This window comes from Marinomonas sp. 63XJN7_9_ISO-PGPR-S23-217, assembly GCF_056173515.1.
This window is the reverse complement of sequence record NZ_CM149678.1, coordinates 974,569-997,400: the sequence shown is the minus strand read 5'-3', so window position 1 is coordinate 997,400 and position 22,832 is coordinate 974,569. Positions and strand designations below refer to the sequence as shown.

The window sequence follows — 22,832 nt, the reverse complement described above, 5'->3', positions numbered from 1 at the left end:
CTTATTTCTGTATACTTAGCAATCCTAAGTTTTATAGTTTTTTGAGACATAAACATGACATCTAAACCATTTTCTTTGAATAAACAGTTCAAAGAGCTCTTGCAACGCATGGAAGGAACCAGCATCAGACGAAAAGAACTCATTCAATTAGCATCCAGTACAACTGAGCTTGATTTGGCCCAATCAACGAGACTAGTAGCAAGAAACGTTAGCAGACTAACATCTGAAGGCCTCCTAAGTGCCAGTGGAGAGCGTAACGCTCGAACCTACCACCTCACTTCTGAATTGATTTTAATGCTAAACAGAAGCCCTCGTGTGCTACCAAACGAAGAAACTATAGATACAAATCAAAGCTCAAATGAGGTGCATCTGCTGGATGAAGAAAAGAAAGCCAATGCAGAATTAAAACTACTGTTGGGAGAGATTGATGCCTATCAAGAATATTTAGGACTATTCCCACATAAGCGACCAGCTATTGAGAAATTGCTAGATGAGTCTAAAGAAAAAGCGACAAGACTCTACGGTCGATTAAACGCCATCAAAAAGATTATTCAAACGACTCAACCTAAAGGGAATATGTAATGCTTAGGACGTGGCAAAAACAGTGCCTCTCTCAAGCAGTAACATCTTATAAGAAGCAATCTCAATTCTTTGTGTTGGCTTCCCCCGGTGCGGGTAAAACCCTGCTTGCAGCTCACATAGCAAAAGAGCTTATTAACAATGGTGATATCGACTATGTAGTGTGCTTTTCTCCATCTCGAATTGTTTCACAGAGCATTGAAAAGACATTCGAAAAAACATTAAAGCGTAAGTTTAATGGCAGGCTTGGAGCAATTGGCACTTCCCGAACTTATCATTCTCTTAGCAATGCAGCAGAACTAATTAACGATCTTGCAGCCACTAGAGTTTTGGTCATTTTTGACGAAATACACCACTGTGCAGGTGACGGAGACTCACCAGCAAACGCATGGGGGTTACAACTTATATCGACGATACAGCATTTAGCGACTTATACGTTGTCACTTACTGGCACACCTTGGCGCACTGATACACTTCCAATTTCATTTGCTAAATACTCCGATCCGGAAGGCAACATTATCTGTGACTACTCGTATGATCTTGTCGATGCAATTAAAGACAAGGTTTGTCGGATGCCTCAAATTACCGCAGTTGATATTGAAAAAGTAACAGTAAAGGGGTCGAGTAAATTTGGAACCTACACTAGCTTGAAGTCATTGCTAAACGAAGCTGAAGTAAGCTATCAAACTGTGATCAGACACCCTGAAGTCATTAAGCACTTACTTTCATTAAGCGTTCATCGATTGAATATTCTTAGAGGGAGCTCACCTAACGCTGGCGGCTTAATCGTCGCATCTTCATACGAACATGCTTTACAGATTCAATCCATACTATTGGACCACTTCAATAAAGAGTCTACTTTAGTATCCTGTAGACATGATGACTCACCCGAGCTTATTAACCGTTTCCGTAAAGACAACAGCGAATGGATAATCAGTATTGCCATGATCAGCGAAGGGACAGACATACCAAGGCTACAAGTTTGTTGTAGTCTTACTGATGTCACCACTGAACTTTACTTCCGTCAGATCCTTGGGCGCATCATACGAATGACCAAATATCAGTCACATGTTGCCAATATGTACATGTTGGCAGAACCAAATTTAGTGGAGTTTGCAGAGCGACTAAACAAAGCAATTCCAGGCACTTACAACTACCAAAAAACAGAAGAGTTGCTGAATAGTATAGACACTCCAAGCTCAACAATTGGTGGTAGTCGAGACTCTTACAGAGACGACATGTTCACAGCAGAAACTAACTTTGATGAATTTATCTTGACTAACGATCATCATCTATTGAAACAGACATGCTTGAATGAACTGACAATGTCTTCATTCAAATCGAAAATCATTTCTTACTATTTATGGGAGTCCGCCACTCTTGAAATCCCGCCTCATTTTTAGTCGAACAACCGAAAGTCTTTCTTCTTACAAAAAAATTCACTTGGTTATTACCGCTGCTTAAAACTATACTGTATATATATAAGGGCTATCCATTTAGAGCAACCAATGTCAATATATAGTGATGAACAAAAAATCTTCTTCACTCAAAGCGGGTATTGATTACCCTAAAAATTGGGGTCAATTTGTTGACTGGTTTCACGATGAGCAAGCTTGTCGTGATTATCTACACACGCTTCGTTGGCCTAATGGTTTCATATGCCCCAATTGTTTGGCAAATAATATGCCCTATACTCTTCCCAAAAATAAACTTAAATGCGTTCAGTGTCGGAAACAAACTTCTGTCACCGCAGGTACGATTTTTGATAAAACAAGAACGCCTCTTAAGGATTGGTTTGCTGCGATTTGGTATCTCACCAATCAAAAAAATGGGGTGAGTGCGCTTGGCATACAGCGTTTGCTCGGGCTTGGCAGTTATCAAACGGCTTGGGCGATATTACATAGATTACGTTACGCAATGATCAACCCTGAAAGAGATAAATTATCTGGACTTGTTGAGGTAGACGAAACCTTTGTTGGTGGTGTAGTTGATATAAATCAACAAGATAAGAAAAAATTTGTTGTGTTGATTGCAATAGAGTTAATAGAACCAAAAGGGTTTGGTCGCATTAGATTACGACAGGTCGACAAAGCGACAAAAAACAACATTGAGCAATTCATAAAAGATGTTATTGAGCCGAATAGTCAAATTCACACAGACGGATCAGCGGCTTATGGTTCCGTTGATAACATGGGATATTCAAGAAAAAAGACCGTACATCTTGGTTCAAATATACCAGCCCACGAAACCATGCCAGGGGTACATCGAGTGGCTTCTTTACTGAAACGCTGGTTGTTGGGAACCTATCAAGGTGCCGTTCAATCTAAACAGCTCGATTACTATTTGGATGAATATACCTTTAGATTTAATAGAAGAAAATCTCGGTCTAGAGGGCTATTGTTTTATCGATTACTTGAGCAATCAGTGACAACAAAACCCTTAACTTATAAGGGCATTAAAACCAGATAAACACTAGATGTAGTGTCTGGTTGCTCTAAATGGATAGCCCTTATTTATATACATATATTTGGAGTGTGTTCTCATGAAAACAAAATCACCATTCTTGAATCATATTGCTGAATACATGCTGTTGAGACAGTATTCTCTTCGTACGGTACAAACCTACTTAAAATGGATTTCATCTTTCATCCACTACCATGGAAAGCGACATCCCGCTTCAATGGGTGACAATGCAATGCCATTAACTTAAGCCTAACCACACTCATAACACGGTTTTGTAGCTCATACTGTACATCTTAGGCCGTCCCTTTTTCCGTTCAAATTGACGGTTATGTCGAATCGCCTCCCGATAGTTTGACAACAATGTTAGAAAACGCATTAAAAAGCAGGTGCCCATCTCTTGACCACTTAACCAACGAGGAAGTACCTCCTTGAGCTTGGATAAGACCATCGTTCCGTTTACTCGATACTCATGACGATGATGTAGGGTCTCCTGTTCCACCCGCTCTTGAGCCGCTTGGGCTAAAACTGAGGCGAGGTTTTTACTCAAGACTTTGGCATGACAATCCTGTTGCACCGCCTCGATAGACAGTCCTGAAAATTGCTCAACCTGTAAACGAGATTTGATCATCTTATAGTCCTCTTCCACACCCCAGCGCAGATGATACAAGGCTTTAAAGGTCTCAACGGGTAAGCTGTCCACCGAGGTGATCAGAATTTCCGTGTCATGACTAGGGAGATCAACACGAACCAGTCGCACTTGAACCGGGTCGGTTGCCAATCCCAATTCCAAGCATGTCTTGATGGCATCACGCGTCGGCGTAATCGTCACCCATTGTTCCGCCTTGCCAGAGACATAAAAATCTCGAGTTTCATTGTATAAATTCCATGGACTTCGAATGCAAAAGTGTCGATTTTTTTGGCGGTGGGCGACAAATAAATAGAAGGCGGGGTAACCGCGATCATACAGGATCAGGTCCTGCGGCTGTGAGTGTTCTAAATGATCTAACGCTAATGACCGCTCACCCGTTTTCATCGGGCTTAGGGTGGCATCTAACGTAATCTGGTTCAGCACATCATACAGTTGAGCATCTTGCAAAACTCTCAACTGATCGTTTGTGGATAACTTATCGCCCCCTTAAAGGCTCTTTTTTGCTCCGTTAAGCATGTTTTTCTACACATTGCCTACTTTGGCTAGGTCATCATGGTTTTTCTCTCTTTTTTGATCATAGTGGCTCGTTCTGAGACCACTCCAGAAGCATAATACCCTCGATATATGCCTTTTTCTCTCAGCGATTTATTGCCGCAGTCGAAGCAGCTGATCAACGCTCAGTACTAAAATACCAAACATCAGGTGACTCATGACTTTTACCGCACCACGTACCCAGATGTGTCGACCTGTGAACTCATCTTTGAGGCGGCCATTGGCTCGTTCTGCCCCCGAACGTTCCCGATAACGCACCGCATCGGCCGGTTCAAACTCTTCTTTCTCGCCCCCTCTGGGGTTGTGATCTATCAAGGGCACATGCCCTAACTCTCGACTGTGTTCATGCAGGTCAATACTGCAGTAGGCGGCGTCCATCAGATCATAAAGGTTGGTCACCCGCGTCGCGCTGATATGTGATAGCGGGATCGCAGCTCGACTGTCATGCATGGACGCTGAGGATAATAAAGCCGCGATAGGAACGCCACAGTCTGCAATGTCCAGATGAAGTTTGTAGCCGTTCCAGCTGTTTTTATAGCCTTGAGCATTGCATTTTGTGCCACGACGGCAATCTGTCGGGATCTCTTCAAGTATCTCTTCCAAGCATTGAGTACGTTGCCGTGCCACAGTGAATTTGATCGGGCGCTCTTCGCCTTCGTCCTTGCGGGGTCGCCCTTTAGGTTTGGGTTTATCCGTCTCCTTTTTGTCGTTTTTTTGTGGACGCTCTCTCACCTCAATAGCCGTCCCGTCTCGGCTGATATGTCCAATAAGACGATCTCCAAAGTGCGTTTTGATCAGTGCCTCGTGGGCACGTTCGGCCAGCTTGTCCTTGGCAAACGTCTCAAAAGCACGAGAAAAAGTGGACGCTGATGGCCGTTTTTTATGAAGCGGAAATCCACAGATTCGCCGCAATGCTTTGTCTATGCTCAAGCGTTCTATTAGATGCACCGTGGTCGTGAGCCCAAGCACCACCTTGGCAACAAAGGCGTTGGCTAACCAAGCCAGTTCATGGGGTGGACGGCCCGTCCGATACGAGAAACGTGTCACAAACTCTTCGATACGAGACCATTCCAAGATAGGAATCAGTTTTTCAAGTTTTGGGGTCAGCGACCCGATTTCTTGATGTAAGGTAGGAATCAATTGGCCTTGAACGATTTGCCAGCGTTGCATAATTTGTTGGGGCGTCGTAGTATTCATAGAGTGGGTATGTCGATGTTGTGTGAGAACTCTATCGTCATCGTCGCCGGAAACGGCAGCCCACGCCTCCTCTTTTTTTCGTTTTTTACGAAAAAATGTCGATCATAATGACAGTTTTGCAATTACCTCAGTTGAGACGCTCTGGCTTGAGGGCGACCAGAGGCCTTGGGATCGAAGTGCTCACGCAAGGCGGGGTGGTTAGGTAAATTGAGTACAGAGCCATCCACAGCACAGATCCGAAAGCCGTTCCAACGTGCCTCAGAGTGATCGACCACGGTGCGACATAGACTTTGATTCAGTTCAATAAAAGCTTGATACTTAAGTTGTTTTCGAGCTTTAGAAAAAGCCGCTTTGGTCACTTCACGCTCACTGATATCAGATTGATTAAGTTGTTTGAAGAAGAGATCGAGCTCGGCTTGTAGGGCACCTCTGACCATATTAAGCAAAAAGAGTAGGATACGCGAGAAAGGTAATTTGCGCTCGCGAGTAAAAGCTTTATCGGAGTAGCGGTGGCGCTGTAAGAAATCAGGACAATGGATCAGCTTGGTCAAATTATGTACAATTTTGTTTCGGTATTAGATCGTGATCGTCAAGCATAAATTAGCCTTTTTATGTTGATTGTTTGAGTCTAATTATATGATATTTATAGGTTTAATTCATCTTAATTGCTTAAGTTAATGGCATTGGAAGGGGGGCTACCCAAGGGCACCTTTCACGACCTAACTGAAATCAATGGAGAGCGCTTTAAATTAGGGAGAGCTTTTAATGCTGATGGTAATGGTGGCGGCGGGTACTCATTTGTCACCTTAGACAGGAAAAAAGGTATCTTTGCAAAAAAGTATCTGTTTACCGATGAGTTTCTTTTTAATGGCGGGCTGATTCAGGTGATGGAAAAAATCGCCCATAAGATAGACTTAGGGCAATTGTAGGTTGGGCTTTAGCCTTAAGGAATACTATGCGACAGTTTACTGAGATTGATTCATTAACCATTGCCCAAACCTCTAAAGTGATGGGCACATAACAGTTCAGTACATTCTAATATAAGCGTTGATAAAAAATTCATTGTGCTAATGAAGAGATCATAAAACGTTGTTCACATTGCTTTTAATATATTTTGGAGATTACCGTCATGACATTGCAGCGTAAGTTTTCGCTAGTAGTCTTTGCCTCGGCCATTATCGTTGCCTTAATTGTTGGCGGTTTCGGCTATTTTCAACTTAAAGCAACCCTTATGGAAGGACTAAACACACAAGTTTCGTCTATCGCGCAAGGGGAGTCTCGGACGATTGCTGAATGGGTTCACGCGAAATCGTCCTCAATCGAAGCGTTAAGTAATTATCTTAAAAAACATGACGTGACCACCGACACGCTATTTCAAGCGCAGAAGTCGGGTGATTTCGATTTGGCTTATATGGGAACCACTGATGGGAGAATGATTCAAAGTTGGGATGCGCCTTTGCCCGCCGGTTATGATCCTCGTAAACGACCTTGGTATAAAGATGCATTAAGCTCTGACCAAGTAGAATACACAGACCCTTATGTGGACGCATCGACTAATAAAATGATCATTAGTGCCGCACAAAAAGTCACCGATGGAACGAGTATGAAAGGCGTTGTTGGTGCAGATATTAATTTGAAAAGCATTACCAAGGGCATTCTAGACATTAAAATGATGGCCAATAGCCGAGTCTTTTTAGCCACGAATCAAGGTTTGATTATCGCCCACCCGAATCCCCAATTTGCTAACAAGCAAATGAAAGACGTTTTGGGCTATGGCGTGGATGTCGCTTTGCAGTCCCAAGGAACCTTGATGGAAACACAATCGACCCAAGGGGATGTTTTAGTGACAGGCATTGCTGTTCCAAATACCAATTGGGTAATCTGCTTTCAATTGGATAAAGCAACAGCAATGGCGCCTTTAACACATCTACTGATCTCACTTGTTATTGCCATGGTGATTGCCGCGCTATTGGTGAGTTTGCTCATGAGCTTACTGAGCCGTAAACTACTTAAAGGGGTTGGTCAAGTTAATGCCGTTCTGGCTGAAATGAATAATGGTCAGGGAGACCTTAGAACCCGTATTCCTGAAACCAGCAATGACGAAATTGGCGATTTGGCACGTCACTTCAACGGATTTATGCAAACCCTAGCAGGCATTATTTCAGAGATTAAATCTCTTTCGACCAACTTGAACTCATTGGCTCAGGACTCACATCGTCTAGCGACCCAATCATCCCGTGATTTGAAGGTACAATTGGATGAAGTAACATCGGTTGCCACAGCCGTTAGCCAAATGTCGACGGCAACAAACGATATTGCCAGCAACGCAGAAAATACAGCCAATGTATCGAAAGAAGCTTTCCAAAATAGCCAAGCGGGCAACGATCAGGTTCTTAAGAGTAAGCAGTCAATCAGTCGCCTTGCTGAGCAAGTCAATGAAGCATCTGGCATCATTGGTAATTTAGACGATCAAGTGCAGAGTATTAGTGGTATTTTGGTCACCATTCAAAATATCGCGGAGCAAACTAACCTACTTGCGCTAAACGCTGCCATTGAGGCAGCGCGTGCAGGTGACCAAGGTCGGGGATTTGCCGTGGTAGCGGACGAAGTTCGCGTTTTGTCCCAAAGAACCCACAGCTCGACGGAAGAAATCAAAGAAATGATTGATGGATTGAATAGCACAACGCGAAAAGCCGTTGACATTATGCACTCTGGTCAATCAATTGCTAATGATTCTGTGCAAGAAGCGGTATCTGCCGCCGAAAGTTTGGGGGCGATCCAAGAGTCCGTGCAACGCATTAGTGACATGTCGTTGCAAATTGCCAGTGCTGCGGAAGAGCAGAACATCGTGACAACGGATATCTCGAACAACAGCCACTCGATTAAAGAAATTGCTAATAATTTGGCCATTGAGTCACAAGAAAGCACGAAAGGCGCAGAATCGTTAGCGAAGTTAGCGAACAGATTAGAAGAGCAAATCGCTCGATTTACCATCTAGTTGGATTTACCTCTAATGGTATTCATCTCCCTTTTTCTTTGTATTCATTCCAAGAAAAAGGGAGATCGATTTTCTATACAGAAAGTTTCTATAGAAATGCGAGATCCATTACAACAGTCGACCAGAGCAACATCTTGCCATCAAGGCTTCAGTTTAAAACGCATCACCAAATCAGTCAGCTCCGTCGATAACTGAGCAATTTGCTCACTGGACTTATTGTCTGAATTTAAGGTATTTCAAAAACCGATTATTCGTTCGCTGCTGATGCTTCATTTCGTTTTGTAACGCTAAAATGTCGACTTGAAAAGCCTTTGCTACGATTATTAACCAAGCGACACATATTGTTGCATGGTCGGCTTTGACCCACCGCTTAGTCATCACCTACACTGCTACTATTTGTATGAAAGTGATTTAGTATGAGAAATCCGTTAATAGGCCCGATACTCAGCATATTGCGAGACCATCCCCAAGGAGTTGATGAGTTTTATATTCTGAAGAACCTTAGAGAGCAGGTGCCGGAATTACATCACTTAGCTGACGACCCCAATCTACAGCTGTTTCGTCAGCATTTTTTGATCATGAATGCTTTGTATCAGTTACAAAGCAATTTATGGCAAGAAGAGTCCCTGACACTCTCGATCAACGCCATGCACATTCGTCTTATACCGAATCAGGATATGGTCACTTCCTCAAGCCAAGACGTGAGTGATAGTGTCGATGCCAAGCTTGCTGCTTATTACCTTGATTGGAGTGAGTACGAAAAAACCAGTGAAGACGATGTTATACGACTATTGGATAGTTTTTATAAAGGCATCAATAATTTAGACAACAAAACGGCGGCGTTAGAAATACTGCATATTGACTCTAAAAACCCAACAAAAGAAGAAATTAAAAAACAATATCGCAAGCTCGCCCATCAAGCCCACCCTGACCGAGGCGGTGATACGGAACAGTTTATTTCGTTAAGGCAGGCCTATGAGTGTCTTATGTACTGACAAAGTAGCGTCAATCCTCTCTAGCATTCAAAGTGTGTGCGAGAAAAGTGTAAACCCTATTGTTTAGATGACTAACAAGCATCAAGATGAACCCTTACTGGTAGCGATCATAAGGAAGCTACGTTTTACTCAAAAATCATAAGATATTGGTTATGCTGTCAATTTTTCCATCCTATTTTTCGTTTTACTCACACGTTTTAAGAACGGCCTGCAAAACACTCGGCGTATTTTCCGTCATCACTCTGGTGGGTTGTAGTCAATTTGAAATCGATCAATCCAATGCCTTTGATAATAATGGCCGCGATAAAAATGGTTTAAAACGCGATACGCTCTATTTAAAAGAAAGCTTGCCGCCTGGCTTACCCTATCCCGACGCTATTTTTGAAACGGGGCTCAAACAACAAGAAACCTACTTAGCTCGGCTGCCGGAGAAAACCACCTATCACTTAGACAACACCACGGTGACCGTGGATCAGCTAAAGACCGTCACTCAAGAAGTCCAACACTGGCTCGCCAACCCAAAATACTTCCCCAAACTAGAAGCCTTACAGCTGGCAGGGCAGGATCAGCGAGGCAATGTCCAGATAACAGGCTATTATGTGCCCATTATTGAAGTACGCCGCAAGCCAGACAGTCTGTATCGCTACCCCTTATATCGTAAGCCTTCCAAGACCGATGCCAATGGCCAATTCCCCACCCGCGAGCAAATTGATTTTGAAGGAGCCTTAAAAGGCCAAGGTCTAGAAATTGCTTACAGCAAAAGTTTAGTGGATAACTTTTTCCTGCAAGTTCAAGGCTCTGGTGTGGTGGAATTTAAAAATGGCAAACGAGAACTGCTCTCTTGGGGTGGCGTCAACGGACGCGCCTATCGAAGCCTTGGCAAGGAGTTAATCGAGCGTGGAGAAATTGATAAAGCCAAAATCTCCGCACAAAGCATTCGCCAGTGGCTAAAAGCTCACCCAGATCAGGTCCGCGAACTGCTCTCTACCAATGAAAGCTACTTGTTTTTTTCTGAAGGACAACCTGATCCAATTGGTGCCGCCAATGTTCCGTTAACACCACTTTATTCTGTTGCCGTTGACCCTGCTGTGATTCCACTGGGCTCGATTCTATTGGGAGAGCTGCCTAAATTGGATCAGAAGGGCAACCTTATCGGCCACGAGTATCATTTACTGTTAGCGCAAGACAAAGGTGGAGCCATCAAGGGCCCAGGTCATATCGACTGGTATCAAGGCATCGGCAAAGAAGCCCAAGTGCACGCGGGACAGCTCAAGCACTTTGGCAAAATATGGCTGTTACTGCCAAGAGAAAAAGAAATAATCGAAAAAGCAGCGACAGAATCGCCTATCGCCCCACCTGATACACCCGCGACAAACACACCAGTGACAAGCCAGGTCACCACCAACAGCAATACGCCGCACAACAATACATCCAATCAAGCTACGCCAGTAGTGAAAAAATAGTGCCAAAAGGGGCTATATCATAGGCCCCTTATTCCTCCCATCCGTTCATCCCTTATTTGCGAAAAAAGGTTTGCCTCAACGGTTGAAGGGCGGCCCCTAATACCGCTGGATTATCTTCTAATTCACTGATAAGCATCTTTGGCCAAACAGAAATATCTTGTGAGGATTTCATCTCACATTTCTCCAAAGAGACTAGTAACATATTGGCAAGCGACTTGGGAATCTCGCCTCCCAAGACAATCGCGTCAGGGTCAATCACTCCTCTCAATGCATTGATAGCACGCAAAAGATACGGAGTGGTTTGCTCAACCCACTCAGCAACCCCAGGCCATGTGGGGTCAAACAGCGTCTTGAGTTTCGCAACTGATGGCAGGTCAATACCTTGCTTTGCAAGTGCTTTTATCAGCATAGATAAGGCGGGGCGTTGTGGTGCTTCCTCTGCCGTATAAATACGACCAATTTCCCCCGCATTACCATAAGCCCCAAAGAACGGTTCGCCATCGATTACAACACCGCTACCAAAACCATAATTAAACGATAAATAACCAAACGTTTTGTATTGCAGGCCCGCACCATAAAACACTTCGCCAATGGCCCCCGTCGTGGCATTATTGATCAATATCACAGGCATACCGAGCAAGTATTCTAACTCCGCTTGGATATCCCTATTCGCCCAATCCAGCAAGGGGATCGGCGGTTGAATCCAACCTTTTTCTTTTACAAAATACCCTGTCATCGCAAAACCAACGCCGACAATCCTATCTTGCACTTCAATAAATGCTTGCCTCCAGCCATCAAGCAAGGTCTTCAACCATTGTTGAGTTTCAACGCGATTTGTTGGAGCAAAAGGGATATTTGTTTGAATCAATGTCTCCCCACAAAAATTTACTAAATTCACCTTCATTTCGTCGGTATTAAGTGACACACCAATACTAAAAAAGGCACTGCAATTCAAACTCACACTCGGACTAGGCTTACCCCGTCCTTGAACAACAGAGTCACCTAGCTGTAAGTAATTAGACTCTAATAGTTTATCTAAAATTCGATGCACCGATTGCTGCGTCAAGTTGGTATACCCTGCGATTGCTGATCGAGCCATATTAGGTGAACGACGAACAATATCTAAAATCATTCTCTCATTAGCAGAGATGTTCATCTGTTTTGTTATTTCATCATTCATATAGGAACTCTTTTCATCACCTACTTCGTTATGTCATTCATTATGCACACTAATCTACCAACTAAACTAAATAGTCGTCCCTAAATAATGGCGTTTCAGGCAAGAAGTGTCATGCTATTTTTCTGTACTTTCTGTAAAAAATCCTTTTCAGCCTTCTTCTCCTAACTGTTTGCGCCATTTAACAAGGCTGGTTGGATAACAAGGGAAGCTGTGCTGGAACAAGGTCTCGCTGCCAAAGTACTGGTAGTAAGGCGATTCATGCCATTACTCTAATACCATTTCATCAGACAAATTATACATATGCTGTAAATACAGTAGCCCTACCATCAAGCGAGTGGGCAGAGCGGCAGTACCAACCGTCGAGAAATGCGTCCCTAATTCGGCATCCAACCGATTCCAATCCAGTACTTTAGCCAATCGAACGAGTGCATGAGTGGGGTTAATCATATCAATTAGCTGAGGCCGGAATACATCCTTCTGCGGATCTTGCTTTGTTTGACGAGTCTTCATACAAACTCACTGATTCTGCAACTTTTTGGGGCTAAAGCGCCATTAATTGGCGAAATTTTAGTCCTTAGCATTATATAAAATACATTTTTTCAATAGGTTAAGTGTTTTTCAGGGACAACTAAAGATAAATAATAAACTTTTTTTGTAATAATATTGCCTTATTATTACGCTATAAGTGTATAAATTGGTTCTTGGCAAACAAGCTAAGAGTAATGAATCGTATTTATATGAGAAAAATGTTATGACGAGTGTATTTATTGACTCAGTTAAAGTGAAATTTGGCGACTTTGAAGCCTTACGAGGTATAACGTTAACGATCGAAAGCGGCAATTTTGTCACCTTGCTTGGGCCATCAGGCTGTGGCAAAACGACTTTGCTAAAAACCATTGCTGGCTTCACTTCCCTTTCTTCAGGAAAAATACTTATTGGCGGCAAAGACACTCACAACCTACCGCCAGAAAAAAGAGACACCGCCATGTGTTTCCAATCTTATGCCTTGTTTCCGCATCTTAGTGTGGCAAACAACTTACTGTTTGGTCCGAAACAAAAAAAATTACCCAAAAGCGGACAAGAAGCGCTTCTTAAAGAAGTCGCGACTCAAATGTCCCTAACATCACAATTGGAAAAGCGACCACCCGCCCTGTCTGGCGGCCAACAACAACGCGTCGCCCTCGGAAGAGCCTTAGCGATTCAACCTGGTGTCATTTTATTTGACGAGCCTTTGTCTAATTTGGATGCAAAATTACGCGACACGGTGCGTTTTGAAATAAGGCAATTACAGAAAAAACAAAACTTTACAGCCATTTATGTGACCCATGACCAAGCTGAAGCTTTAGCGATGTCAGATCTAGTCGTGGTCATGAATCAAGGTGCGATACAGCAAATCGGGACACCTCAGGAGATTTATCATTCCCCCATCAACCGTTTTGTGGCCGATTTTATTGGAGCCGCTAATATCTTAACCGCAACGGTACTTGAACAAACTGATAAAAATACGTATCGAATACAAACGAGGCTAGGGGAATTACAAGTAGAAACCAATAGCAAACCCATTGCGAAAAAGACTTATGTATTCTGGCGACCAGAAGACATGAGTTTCAGCGTACCAAACGACAATCTAGACTCCAATACCATCACGCTAAATATCCTCGCCAAAACCTTTCTTGGTAACCTGACAGAATTTCTACTCTCTGCGAACAACAAATTAACCATTCGAGCTCAATGCCTTGGTTTTCAGCCAGCCGTTGAAGGAGAACAAGCCCATCTCCATGTGCCTGCTAATAAAATTCGATTTTTGGCAGAGGAGCGTCAGTGATGTCAAAAAATACAATAATGGCCTATGTGTTACTTTTACCTGGATTAGGACTCACACTAACCTTTATTACCATCATCGTATTAATGGCCGTTTCACAATCTGTTGGCTACTTCAATTTTGCAGGCGATAGCAAATTTACCTTGCACTTTTGGCATGAAATTTTCGCAAAAACAGAATTATGGCGTGCCTTTTTTTACTCATTAAAAGTGTCCATTTTGAGTTCTCTTATCGCCGTCAGCGTTGCCTATACATTGGCATTATGGTTAAGAGAGCCATTTTATGGTTCTTTCTTTGTTTCTAGTTTACTTAAAGCACCGCTGCTAGTACCAGGCCTTGTCGCCGCTTTTCTATACATCAATTTTATTTCGTTCAATGGTTTTTTAAATCAAATTATTGTCCACCTTGGGTTTGCCAGTCGCCCCATCCGCATGCAGAACGACCCTTATGGCATTGGTGTCGTGATTCTACAAGTTTGGAAACAAATTCCTTATGCATTACTGCTTTTAAGTGATGCCGTTAAAGCCATCGGCAATGACATTATTGATGCGGCGCGGGACTTAGGTGCAGACAGTCGGGCACGATTTACAAAGGTCATACTTCCTTTGACGTTACGAGCCTTGCAGGCCTCTTTGATCATCATTTTTATTCACGCCGTAGGAGATTATTCGTTTCAAGCCATTGCAGGACCAACCAGCGTTAACTCTCTGTCGCAATTTATGGTTCGCATACAAGATACCTCACAACAAGGCTGGAACCTATCAGCCACCGTCGCCATTTTAATTATATTGACCTCACTAATCGGCGCCTTACTGCTCTCTTTCATCACCAACCAAGCCGTCAAATGGGGGGCAAAACAATGAAAATTTTTCGAACGAATCAACTGTTAATCGTACTGATTATCGGCTTGTCTTTATTTTCGCTCGTCCTACCATTTTCATTAGCGATGCTATGGTCTTTAGTCGATCCAGGCCACTCTTGGTCTTATCCCAATGTACTACCTCCCGTCTTATCATTGCGTAGATGGGGTGAAGTATGGACGACCACATCATTGCCCGTTGCAATGATGAATAGCTATACCCTAGCTCCCACGGTCGCCGTCTGTTCGATATTGCTTGCGTTACCTACTGCCTATGCGTTTGGACGTTTAGAGTTTCCAGGCAAAGCCACAGCACAAGCTCTTTCCATACTACCTCTGGTGGTTCCCGGTTTTGTGATTGCCTTGTTTTTTTCATCGTTACTCAATGAATTGGGAATTTATTCACGCTTTCTAGGCATATTGATTGGCCATACCATGCTATTCATTCCTTATGCGATTCGAGTTCTTTCAGTGTCATTTTCATTGATTCGTCAAGACATTATTGACGCGGCAAAAGATCTGGGGGGCAATACCATCAGTGTGTTTCGACATGCCTATTTACCCATTTTAAGACCAGGACTCATTGCTAGCTTCATCATGATTTTCATTTTAAGCCTCGAAGAATTCTCTTTAACTTTTATTATAGGATCACCTGATTTCACTACGATTCCAACGATTCTTTATTCTTACCTCGGCTATAACTTCATTCGCTCAAATGCCGCCGTGGTGTCCCTCATCCTTGTTGTGCCTAATGTCTTTTTGATGTTGCTCATGGAGCGCTTTCTTAGAGGACAAAATGCTGCCGCAATAACCGGCAAAGGATAATGTGCTATGTGCTATTCACTAAACCTCTTAACCCAACTGATTAACTTATGAATATAAAAGGAAATAATATATGAAATCGTTACTATTATCCCTTGTGCTCGCTTCTGTTAGTGCTGTGCCAGCAGCGAACGCAACAGACTTATCGTCCATGTCATGGAAGCAAGTGGTATCTCAAGCAAAAAGTGAAGGCACGGTTGTTTGGTACAACTGGTTTCGTCAAGATGATTTTCGCCAAACAGTCAAAAGCTTCGAAAAAACCTATGGAATTAAGGTCATTGTGCCTGATGGTAGCCGCGATGCGAATATCCATAAATTCCTTGCGGACTCAAGCCGTAAAAAAGGCGATATCGACGTACTCTCTGTTGGTGGCGGAGACATCTCTAAGATCAACACACACAAAACCTTAATTGGCCCACTTAATACAATGTTACCTAATAGCAATCAATTAAAATACAAAATGGAAGGTGTTGATTCCAAAGGGTACGCCGTTGCTTACTGGGGCAATCAAACGGGTATCGCTTACAATCCCGCCTTCATTAGTAAAAAAGCACTACCGCAAACGGTTGCGGACTTCAGTGCTTATTTCTCTAAAAAACCTGATTTATTCGGTTTTAATACAGTAAGAGGTGGCTCAGGGCCCGGATTTATTGAATCCATTGCGCAGAACCTGGTCACCAACATCAATTATCAAACCGCTAAACCCACCCAAGCGACAATGAATCAACTACAACCTGCTTGGAATTGGTTTAATGCGCGTAAAAGCGAATACGTGATCACCGCGTCCAATGCAGACAGCTTGACGCGATTAAACGGTGGGGAATTTGCCTTGGTTCCAACGTGGGAAGATCTCTTAGCTCGCTTACAAAATAAAGGCGATGTATCAAAAAACATCAAATTTTACATACCTAAAATGGGAATGCCAGGAGGCGGAAACGTCGTTGTCATTCCTAAAAATGCTCAGCATCCTGCAGCGGCACTTCTCTTTATTAGTTGGCTCACTAGTGCGCCAACACAAACAAAATTTAATCAAACATTCGGCACGGCACCTGAAAACATAGACGCTGATTCTAGCCACTCATTGATCTCACCAGAAGAACGCAACAGAAGCACTAATTGGGGTAATCAGCGGCTACGAGATGCCATGATAAATACGTTTATCAGCAAGGTCTCTCTCCATTAATCAATCTAAGGCACTCAAAAGGGTCTCTCTGGTAGTGGGCACTTTATGCCCCTAGAAGCCTTGGAGCGAGGCAAATCAGCGTAGGAAAGGAAAAGCCATAGACGAAACAGCGCATTCATCATTATCAATGCGCTTTTTCCGCTCGTTTTTAACAACGCATTGGCAGCACCGTCTACACCGATCTCTAAATTTATCAACACATGACATATAAACAAGGTAAACAAATGACGCAGACTAACACATTATTAGATTTTTCCCGTAGCAACACTCAGGTTATGATCATTGCTCACCGAGGGGCGTGGAAAAATGCACCTGAAAATTCAATACTGGCCATTGAGCAAGCAATACAATCAGGCACAGACATTGTTGAAATCGACACACAAAAATGCGCCACGGGCGAGTTCATCGTCATCCATGATGACACCCTAGAAAGAACCACCAATGGGACAGGTCTCGTTTCCCAATTGTCCTTAGAACAAATAAAAAAACTACGCCTAAAACACGCTAATGGTGGCGACAAGAACCCCCTTAGTGATCATTCTTTACCCTTGCTGTCTGAGTTATTAGCCTACGCAAAAGGTAAAATTATGGTGAATATCGATGCAAAACATCCAGAAGACCTACCCGAGATAATACAAGAAGTAGAACAACTGAAAATGCAAGACACCGCCATTGTTAAATCTCGATATTATCCATCAAATGGCGGATGGGATTCATTAACAAGCACCGTTAAGCACATGCCTATGCTGCGTTCTCAACAAGGTCAACTCATTACAGACCTAGAAAGAATTGCAGCAGAGCGCCCTTTTATGATTGAGCTTGCTTTTCACGATATAGAAGAATTATGCCACGCCGCGCCTTTATTAGAAAAAATGGATTGCCGTATTTGGGTTAATACACTGGATCTGAGCTTTCCACTGGCTTTCAGTGATACTGAGGCAGAAGTTGACCCTGAAAAAATTTGGGGTTCACTGATCAATGCAGGTGTCGGTGCCATCCAAACCGACCTTCCTGAAATGCTTAAAAAATGGCTCGATCTACGTTCTTATGTAAATAGATAATCCTTAAACACTTACCCCAGTGTACCTTACAATCCCAAGGAAAAGACATGAAGGCTATTATTGACGATATAATCCGCGCCGCTGGTTCACTGGCAATGGACTACTTTCATAAAAATGCTTCGCTAACCGTTGAAGAGAAAGGCAAGTTTGATCTTGTCACTCAAGCAGACAAAGAAGTCGAAGCCTTTATCCTTAAGCGGCTTATGGCCGCTTACCCTGACGATGGTTTCTTTGGCGAAGAAGGCAATACTGAAACGGGACAGTCTGGACGTATTTGGGTCATTGATCCTATTGATGGCACCTTTAACTTTGTCAGAGGCAGTGTAGACTGGGCTATCTCCATTGGTCTTTATGCCAATGATAAGCCGATTTATGGCGCCATATATGCCCCAATCCGAGACCAACTAGTTACTGGTGGACAAGATTATCCGGTGACCTTAAACGCAGTACCGATTAAAACACGCCTTACTTACCAAAAAGACCGAGGCTGCGTGGGTGTGGGGATCAGCTCAAGCATAAAGTCCACGGAAAAGCTTACCCTGCTTCGCTGCCTCTTTGAGGACGCCGAACTGGTGTTTCGCCACGATGGATCAGCCACCATTTCCTTAATAAAAGTCGCTACTGGCGAATTGGATGGCTACATAGGTTATGGCGATAGCAGCTGGGACATAATGGCAGCAATGGCCATACTGGCAGCGCTAGGCCACCATACGACCATTGATTGGGATCATTTCAATTTAGAACAAAAACTAAAATTTGCCTGCGGGAAACCAGAGTTAGTGACTTTGTTATCATCAACCATCGGCAAAATATCTTAATAAAAAGTGTATTATTTCGCCCCCACCAAAGCCTTTTATTTTTATTGATAATAAATGTATGGTCCGCCTCGTTATTGCAAATGATATTTTCGATAACGAGGTTGGTTTGTGCTAATGTATTCGGAGTCGTTATTAGGCTTCGCCTCGCTCTACGATGAGATCCGCGCTAGATTGTCCTCAAAAAACGATAGCATTTTCTGCTGTTTTTTTATGTCAGGTCTTCAATCTAGTGGTCTGACCGCTCTGTCATCTTCTTTATCATCTGCAAACTCGTATTTCAAACGCTCGCTGTGTTTTCAACACAGAGCACACTATTCGTGCCAACTTATTCGCCAGCGACACCACGGCAACGTTAAAGGGCTTTTTCGCGCGTTGCCTTACTTGTTCGTAAGATTTCCCTAAAAGTAAATGCTTAAGTGAACAGCATTGCGACCAAGACCACGTTTTTTTCTTCCTTCGATTATAGTGTGTTGATCTTTTATGTACATATTTCAATCAATCCACATCAGCGCAAATGCTAATGCGACGATACGTTGGTAATTCCTAGCTAATTTATCGTACCATGTCGCAATGGTGCGGTACTTCTTGGTTTTTAGAAACGCATTTTCGACTAATTGACGATAACGATATAGACACATTAGGGAACCTCTGATTGAGTCACTTCTAATCCTCTAAGCCACATAGGTAACTGCTTTTTGTAATAATCCTCGCCAACCGTCTCTTTTTTTGGAGTCAACTCGTGCTCGGATTTGCGATTGCTGTCGGTTCTGCTTGCGTCGCTTGCTACTGAGGTTTCCGCGTCCGGCTTTGCGCTTGTCACTTGCTTTCCAATGCATACCGAGCACCCGAGCTTGTCACTATCATTGGTGTAGCCTGCATCACCGAAGATGACTTCGTCACCCTCCCTCAGAAGTTGAGATAATTGACCTATGTCCGATTCATTGGCTGCCATTACGGTCACGGAATGGGAACTGCCATCATTGACGTCGGTTCCCTCGTGGATCTTCACCCCGAAATACCACTGATTACCCTTACGAGTTTAGTGCATATCAGGATCTCTGGCTTTGTCTGCATTCTGTTGAAGAGGAGACTTCAATCAACGTGGCATCCACCTACTACCTTTTGACATTTGCAAGCCCTGAGCTTGCAAATGCTTTTTGACGGCCTCAAACAACTGTTCCGTCAGGCTATGCCTCTTCTAGCAAACGGCGAAACTTACAAATCGTACTCTCGTCCGGCAGCAGGTCTTCACACAATTTCTGCCCAGCACAGCGACGCATTGATTCGATTTCGTATAAAGTGTCTTTCATCATCGGATCAGACAGGTTGAACCATTGCTGCATCAGGTAGATGCGTAACATCACGGCAAACCAATCGGTTGACCACCGCGTTTTCCAGGCTTGGGATAATGAGGTTCTATAATCGCTTCAAAGCGGAACCAAGGAACAGCCTGTTCCATTTGTTTGAGGAATAATTCTCTGAGAGTCTTGCATTTTTGACGGTGTAACTCAGCGAGGCAAAACTTTGCAGCTTCATCAACGTAAGCTCTTGTGAAAATTGGATTGCGACATTTTGCCGTATTTGAACGATCCAATCAGAGGTTCCTTAGGGACATAATTCTTGATAGCAATGTCCAACCATCATCTGTTAGCATCATTCTTAGCATTTGGGGGAGTTAGTTTGATTTTTGACGATACCATTACACCAGCCCCCCTTGCGGCTTGTTTTTTAGGCTATTTGCATTCTAGGGTTGGAATTCAACCTTAGATAACAATTATTACATAGCTCAAACTAATCACTGTTTGGTTGGAATCCCTGCGAATTAGCACTAATAAACAACCTGTATATTGGTTGGAAATGTGACGATTGTAATTAGATTCGATTCTTTTCAACCAACCTTCTATAGTGTTCACCAAGAGCGGTTAGCCTGCACGATTTACTTTCCATCGCAGCATTCCACATATGATCCGCTCCGTCAGGCACAAGGAGGTTTAATCGGTTATATTTCTGAAGTACAGAAAATATTCTTGTGTTTTCTTCAACTGGGTTTGGCATTCCTTCATCCCTACCTTTCATTTCAGGTTCAAACGTAGGATCAAGAGGAAATGAATATCCAGGAGTGGGGAACAATGTTGTAATCTTTCTTAAATCCTCAATGGATATAGAAGGGGAGGATTTTCTTAACGACACAAATTGCTTCACGTTTGTTTTGAAAACAGGGCGTTGTTCCCATGCCCCAAGAGATTGATCAATATGAGCATAAATACTCCCTGGGGTAATGTCGCCTGTTAAGTTGGCTGCACTACCGCTTAGTGCATCAACCAACAACGTGGTAAAAACTCCACGTCCATTTTGCTCTGTCGCGTACTGGTCTTTAGTTGAAGCTGTTAAAACTGTCACACCTTCGGCAAGCGACGCTAGTTGTCCAGCTTCAGGAGGTGTCCCAGCAATTCCTGAGTGACAACTATCAAGTATAATTAGTTTGTTTTTGGCTGGGGAGTTGTTTGCAATTGTCAGTATTTCCGTAAGTGAAACACCTTCATCGCCTCTTGCAGCATCCGATGTTAATAAATAACCTCCTGTAGCCTCAATATGACCGTGCCCAGCAAAATAGAACAAAGCAATATCTGCATCTGCTTTAAATAATTCAGTAATTTGGTCTTTTAAATCACCACGTTTAACTGTCTCGCTAGGTCCTGTTCCTGTCAGCAATCGGCAATCAAAATTCACAGAACCGCCATCGTGTCTTTCCAAAATTGCTTTTACGGAATGCGCGTCATTCACACATCCATATAGGTGACCCCCATGCTCGTAATGGTTAACACCCACTATCAAAGCGATCCTCATAATTTCGTCCTTTATAAACTGTCTATGAAATTTTTAATGGCATCCCAGGTCCAAACAACAGTTTTGACACCTTCTACATTTGTCCTGTCATCCGTGTATGCCCAAACTCCCAAAACTTTTTTGCCTTCTTCTTTTGCGCAAGCTATTTCCCACTTCTGACCACTTGACTTCAATGAGTTATTGCTAATAAGTGCAATGACACCGTCAGACCTTTTAATGCGAGTTCTTACTTTGGCCTTCCAATCAGTGTCGTAAGCTTCTTTTACAGACATATCGATATATTCAAAAGGGGAGTTGGTATTTAACGATTGACCCTTTAAAAAATCCCGCTGTCTCTCGTCTTCAATCGCAAAAGCTATAAATATCGTTTTTTTAGTAGCCATATATCAGTTCTCCATTTTATTGATAATTTAGTGTGTTCTTAGGGGCTGTTGATCTTTCACATTGGCAGCCAAATGATCGAGCAAGCTAACGCTAACATGCTTTCAAAATGAATTTTCAACTTATCATAACGCGTGGCTATCGCTCTAAAATGTTTGAGCCGAGCAAACGCATTTTCAACTAAATGCCGATATTTGTATAAACACCAATCTATATCGGCGTTTCCTTTTTTCGAATTTTGCTTTCTAGGAATGACTGGAGTCGAGCCGCATTGACGAACTTTCTCGCGAATCGCTTCACTGTCATAACCTTTGTCCGCAATGATGAAATCTCCTTGTGGCAAGACCTCAATAAGGTCATTGGCCACTTTACTATCATGAACTTCTCCGCCTGTGATTATGAACTCTATTGGTAAACCATAACTGTCTACAGCAAGGTGGATTTTGCTTGTATTACCGCCACGACTCAGCCCAATCGCTTGATTTTCCTCAGAGGATGCGCCCGAGCTGTGTTGATGCGCTTTTATATAGCTGCCATCAAGAAACTCCCATTCCGTATCCTTATTGGCCGATAAGGATTTGAATAGCCTGAGTAAAATTCCTTTTCTGGACCACAGTAAAAAACGACGGTAAACCGTATTCCATAAGCCAAAATAGTCTGGTAAATCTCGCCAAGGGCAGCCGACACGCAACCGATAAAGAATGCCTTCCATCGTGTATCGATGCTCTCGCTTGTTATAGACTCTATCTTCAAGCAGAATAGCTTTTAGCTTCGACCACATCTCATCAGTGAGCATTAATCGGGGCATGGTAATCTCGTTGTATTTGTTTTTGGCGAAGTAAATTATACGAGATTACCTTCTTCGCTCACAATTCAGACAAAGATCAACAGCCCCTAGTTAAAATCGTTTTAAAGTGACGTGCTCTTTCAAATTTAAGAGCACGTTAGTGTTTGGTGAACTAG

Annotated in this window: 23 protein-coding genes and 4 pseudogenes; 14 read left to right on the top strand and 13 right to left on the bottom strand. The window is 43.0% G+C overall.

Features of this window, described 5'->3' with window-relative positions; translation table 11 throughout:
* Positions 1-54 precede the first annotated feature (54 nt).
* The 4 genes from AC0VYI_RS04720 to AC0VYI_RS04705 all read left to right on the top strand — a co-directional run bounded on the left by AC0VYI_RS04720 (position 55) and on the right by AC0VYI_RS04705 (position 3,289).
* Complete coding sequence (locus AC0VYI_RS04720) at positions 55-582, top strand: hypothetical protein (protein ID WP_475447656.1); 528 nt, start codon at positions 55-57, stop codon at positions 580-582.
* Positions 582-1,982 (top strand): DEAD/DEAH box helicase, encoded by a 1,401-nt coding sequence (locus tag AC0VYI_RS04715; RefSeq protein ID WP_475447654.1) that lies wholly within the window; start codon positions 582-584, stop codon positions 1,980-1,982. The genes AC0VYI_RS04720 and AC0VYI_RS04715 overlap by 1 nt, the downstream gene beginning before the upstream one ends.
* Before the next feature lie 121 nt (positions 1,983-2,103).
* The gene (locus AC0VYI_RS04710) at positions 2,104-3,048 is read left to right on the top strand and encodes an IS1595 family transposase (RefSeq protein ID WP_475447652.1); all 945 of its coding nucleotides are present in this window, start codon (positions 2,104-2,106) and stop codon (positions 3,046-3,048) included.
* A gap of 73 nt (positions 3,049-3,121) precedes the next feature.
* Positions 3,122-3,289, top strand: coding sequence for a phage integrase N-terminal SAM-like domain-containing protein (locus AC0VYI_RS04705; RefSeq protein WP_475447650.1), 168 nt, complete (start codon positions 3,122-3,124; stop codon positions 3,287-3,289).
* A gap of 12 nt (positions 3,290-3,301) precedes the next feature.
* Here AC0VYI_RS04705 and AC0VYI_RS04700 read toward each other — a convergent pair whose 3' ends face one another.
* From AC0VYI_RS04700 to AC0VYI_RS04690, 3 genes are all read right to left on the bottom strand, one after another.
* Positions 3,302-4,138, bottom strand: coding sequence for a transposase (locus AC0VYI_RS04700; protein WP_475447648.1), 837 nt, complete (start codon positions 4,136-4,138; stop codon positions 3,302-3,304).
* A gap of 198 nt (positions 4,139-4,336) precedes the next feature.
* Positions 4,337-5,440 (bottom strand): transposase, encoded by a 1,104-nt coding sequence (locus AC0VYI_RS04695; RefSeq protein ID WP_475447646.1) that lies wholly within the window; start codon positions 5,438-5,440, stop codon positions 4,337-4,339.
* Between the two features lie 122 nt (positions 5,441-5,562).
* A complete protein-coding gene (locus AC0VYI_RS04690; RefSeq protein ID WP_475447644.1) occupies positions 5,563-5,991 on the bottom strand; it encodes a transposase in 429 nt (142 codons plus the stop codon).
* Between the two features lie 114 nt (positions 5,992-6,105).
* Here AC0VYI_RS04690 and AC0VYI_RS04685 point away from each other — a divergent pair, with 114 nt between their 5' ends.
* The 4 genes from AC0VYI_RS04685 (at position 6,106) to mltA (ending at position 10,896) form a co-directional block, all read left to right on the top strand.
* Complete coding sequence (locus tag AC0VYI_RS04685; protein WP_475447642.1) at positions 6,106-6,369, top strand: hypothetical protein; 264 nt, start codon at positions 6,106-6,108, stop codon at positions 6,367-6,369.
* 200 nt (positions 6,370-6,569) lie between these two features.
* Positions 6,570-8,438, top strand: a complete 1,869-nt coding sequence (locus AC0VYI_RS04680) for a methyl-accepting chemotaxis protein (RefSeq protein ID WP_475447640.1) — start codon at positions 6,570-6,572, stop codon at positions 8,436-8,438.
* A gap of 416 nt (positions 8,439-8,854) precedes the next feature.
* Positions 8,855-9,433 (top strand): DNA-J related domain-containing protein, encoded by a 579-nt coding sequence (locus tag AC0VYI_RS04675; protein WP_475447638.1) that lies wholly within the window; start codon positions 8,855-8,857, stop codon positions 9,431-9,433.
* A 152-nt stretch (positions 9,434-9,585) separates the two neighbouring features.
* The gene (gene mltA, locus AC0VYI_RS04670) at positions 9,586-10,896 is read left to right on the top strand and encodes a murein transglycosylase A (RefSeq protein WP_475447636.1); all 1,311 of its coding nucleotides are present in this window, start codon (positions 9,586-9,588) and stop codon (positions 10,894-10,896) included.
* A gap of 52 nt (positions 10,897-10,948) precedes the next feature.
* Here mltA and AC0VYI_RS04665 read toward each other — a convergent pair whose 3' ends face one another.
* Together AC0VYI_RS04665 and AC0VYI_RS04660 are read right to left on the bottom strand one after the other, a co-directional pair.
* On the bottom strand, positions 10,949-12,076 hold the full coding sequence (locus AC0VYI_RS04665) for an ROK family transcriptional regulator (protein ID WP_475447634.1): 1,128 nt from the start codon (positions 12,074-12,076) through the stop codon (positions 10,949-10,951).
* 150 nt (positions 12,077-12,226) lie between these two features.
* A pseudogene (locus AC0VYI_RS04660) lies at positions 12,227-12,586 on the bottom strand (transposase); the annotation flags it as partial.
* A 241-nt stretch (positions 12,587-12,827) separates the two neighbouring features.
* Here AC0VYI_RS04660 and AC0VYI_RS04655 point away from each other — a divergent pair.
* The 6 genes from AC0VYI_RS04655 (at position 12,828) to AC0VYI_RS04630 (ending at position 18,641) form a co-directional block, all read left to right on the top strand.
* The gene (locus AC0VYI_RS04655) at positions 12,828-13,901 is read left to right on the top strand and encodes an ABC transporter ATP-binding protein (RefSeq protein ID WP_475447632.1); all 1,074 of its coding nucleotides are present in this window, start codon (positions 12,828-12,830) and stop codon (positions 13,899-13,901) included.
* Positions 13,901-14,761 (top strand): ABC transporter permease, encoded by an 861-nt coding sequence (locus AC0VYI_RS04650; RefSeq protein ID WP_475447630.1) that lies wholly within the window; start codon positions 13,901-13,903, stop codon positions 14,759-14,761. Before AC0VYI_RS04655 ends, AC0VYI_RS04650 begins: the two co-directional genes overlap by 1 nt.
* Positions 14,758-15,582 (top strand): ABC transporter permease, encoded by an 825-nt coding sequence (locus tag AC0VYI_RS04645; protein WP_475447628.1) that lies wholly within the window; start codon positions 14,758-14,760, stop codon positions 15,580-15,582. Before AC0VYI_RS04650 ends, AC0VYI_RS04645 begins: the two co-directional genes overlap by 4 nt.
* Positions 15,583-15,652: 70 nt before the next feature.
* A complete protein-coding gene (locus AC0VYI_RS04640; RefSeq protein ID WP_475447626.1) occupies positions 15,653-16,762 on the top strand; it encodes an extracellular solute-binding protein in 1,110 nt (369 codons plus the stop codon).
* Between the two features lie 224 nt (positions 16,763-16,986).
* Positions 16,987-17,823, top strand: a complete 837-nt coding sequence (locus AC0VYI_RS04635) for a glycerophosphodiester phosphodiesterase family protein (RefSeq protein WP_475447624.1) — start codon at positions 16,987-16,989, stop codon at positions 17,821-17,823.
* 47 nt (positions 17,824-17,870) lie between these two features.
* Positions 17,871-18,641, top strand: coding sequence for an inositol monophosphatase family protein (locus tag AC0VYI_RS04630; protein ID WP_475447622.1), 771 nt, complete (start codon positions 17,871-17,873; stop codon positions 18,639-18,641).
* A 258-nt stretch (positions 18,642-18,899) separates the two neighbouring features.
* Here AC0VYI_RS04630 and AC0VYI_RS04625 read toward each other — a convergent pair.
* From AC0VYI_RS04625 to AC0VYI_RS04590, 8 genes and pseudogenes are all read right to left on the bottom strand, one after another.
* Positions 18,900-19,013 (bottom strand): annotated as a pseudogene (locus AC0VYI_RS04625) (IS110-like element ISSpi6 family transposase); the annotation flags it as partial.
* 119 nt (positions 19,014-19,132) lie between these two features.
* Positions 19,133-19,276, bottom strand: a pseudogene (locus AC0VYI_RS04620) (IS5/IS1182 family transposase); the annotation flags it as partial.
* Positions 19,277-19,278: 2 nt separating this feature from the next.
* Positions 19,279-19,662, bottom strand: a pseudogene (locus AC0VYI_RS04615) (transposase); the annotation flags it as partial.
* A gap of 166 nt (positions 19,663-19,828) precedes the next feature.
* On the bottom strand, positions 19,829-20,002 hold the full coding sequence (locus AC0VYI_RS04610) for a transposase (protein WP_475447619.1): 174 nt from the start codon (positions 20,000-20,002) through the stop codon (positions 19,829-19,831).
* Complete coding sequence (locus AC0VYI_RS04605) at positions 20,002-20,235, bottom strand: hypothetical protein (RefSeq protein ID WP_475447617.1); 234 nt, start codon at positions 20,233-20,235, stop codon at positions 20,002-20,004. The genes AC0VYI_RS04610 and AC0VYI_RS04605 overlap by 1 nt, the downstream gene beginning before the upstream one ends.
* Positions 20,236-20,513: 278 nt before the next feature.
* The gene (locus AC0VYI_RS04600; protein ID WP_007145191.1) at positions 20,514-21,488 is read right to left on the bottom strand and encodes a caspase family protein; all 975 of its coding nucleotides are present in this window, start codon (positions 21,486-21,488) and stop codon (positions 20,514-20,516) included.
* 11 nt (positions 21,489-21,499) lie between these two features.
* Positions 21,500-21,871, bottom strand: coding sequence for a TIR domain-containing protein (locus AC0VYI_RS04595; RefSeq protein ID WP_011979480.1), 372 nt, complete (start codon positions 21,869-21,871; stop codon positions 21,500-21,502).
* A gap of 56 nt (positions 21,872-21,927) precedes the next feature.
* Positions 21,928-22,677, bottom strand: coding sequence for an IS5 family transposase (locus AC0VYI_RS04590; RefSeq protein ID WP_475443627.1), 750 nt, complete (start codon positions 22,675-22,677; stop codon positions 21,928-21,930).
* Positions 22,678-22,832 lie beyond the last annotated feature (155 nt).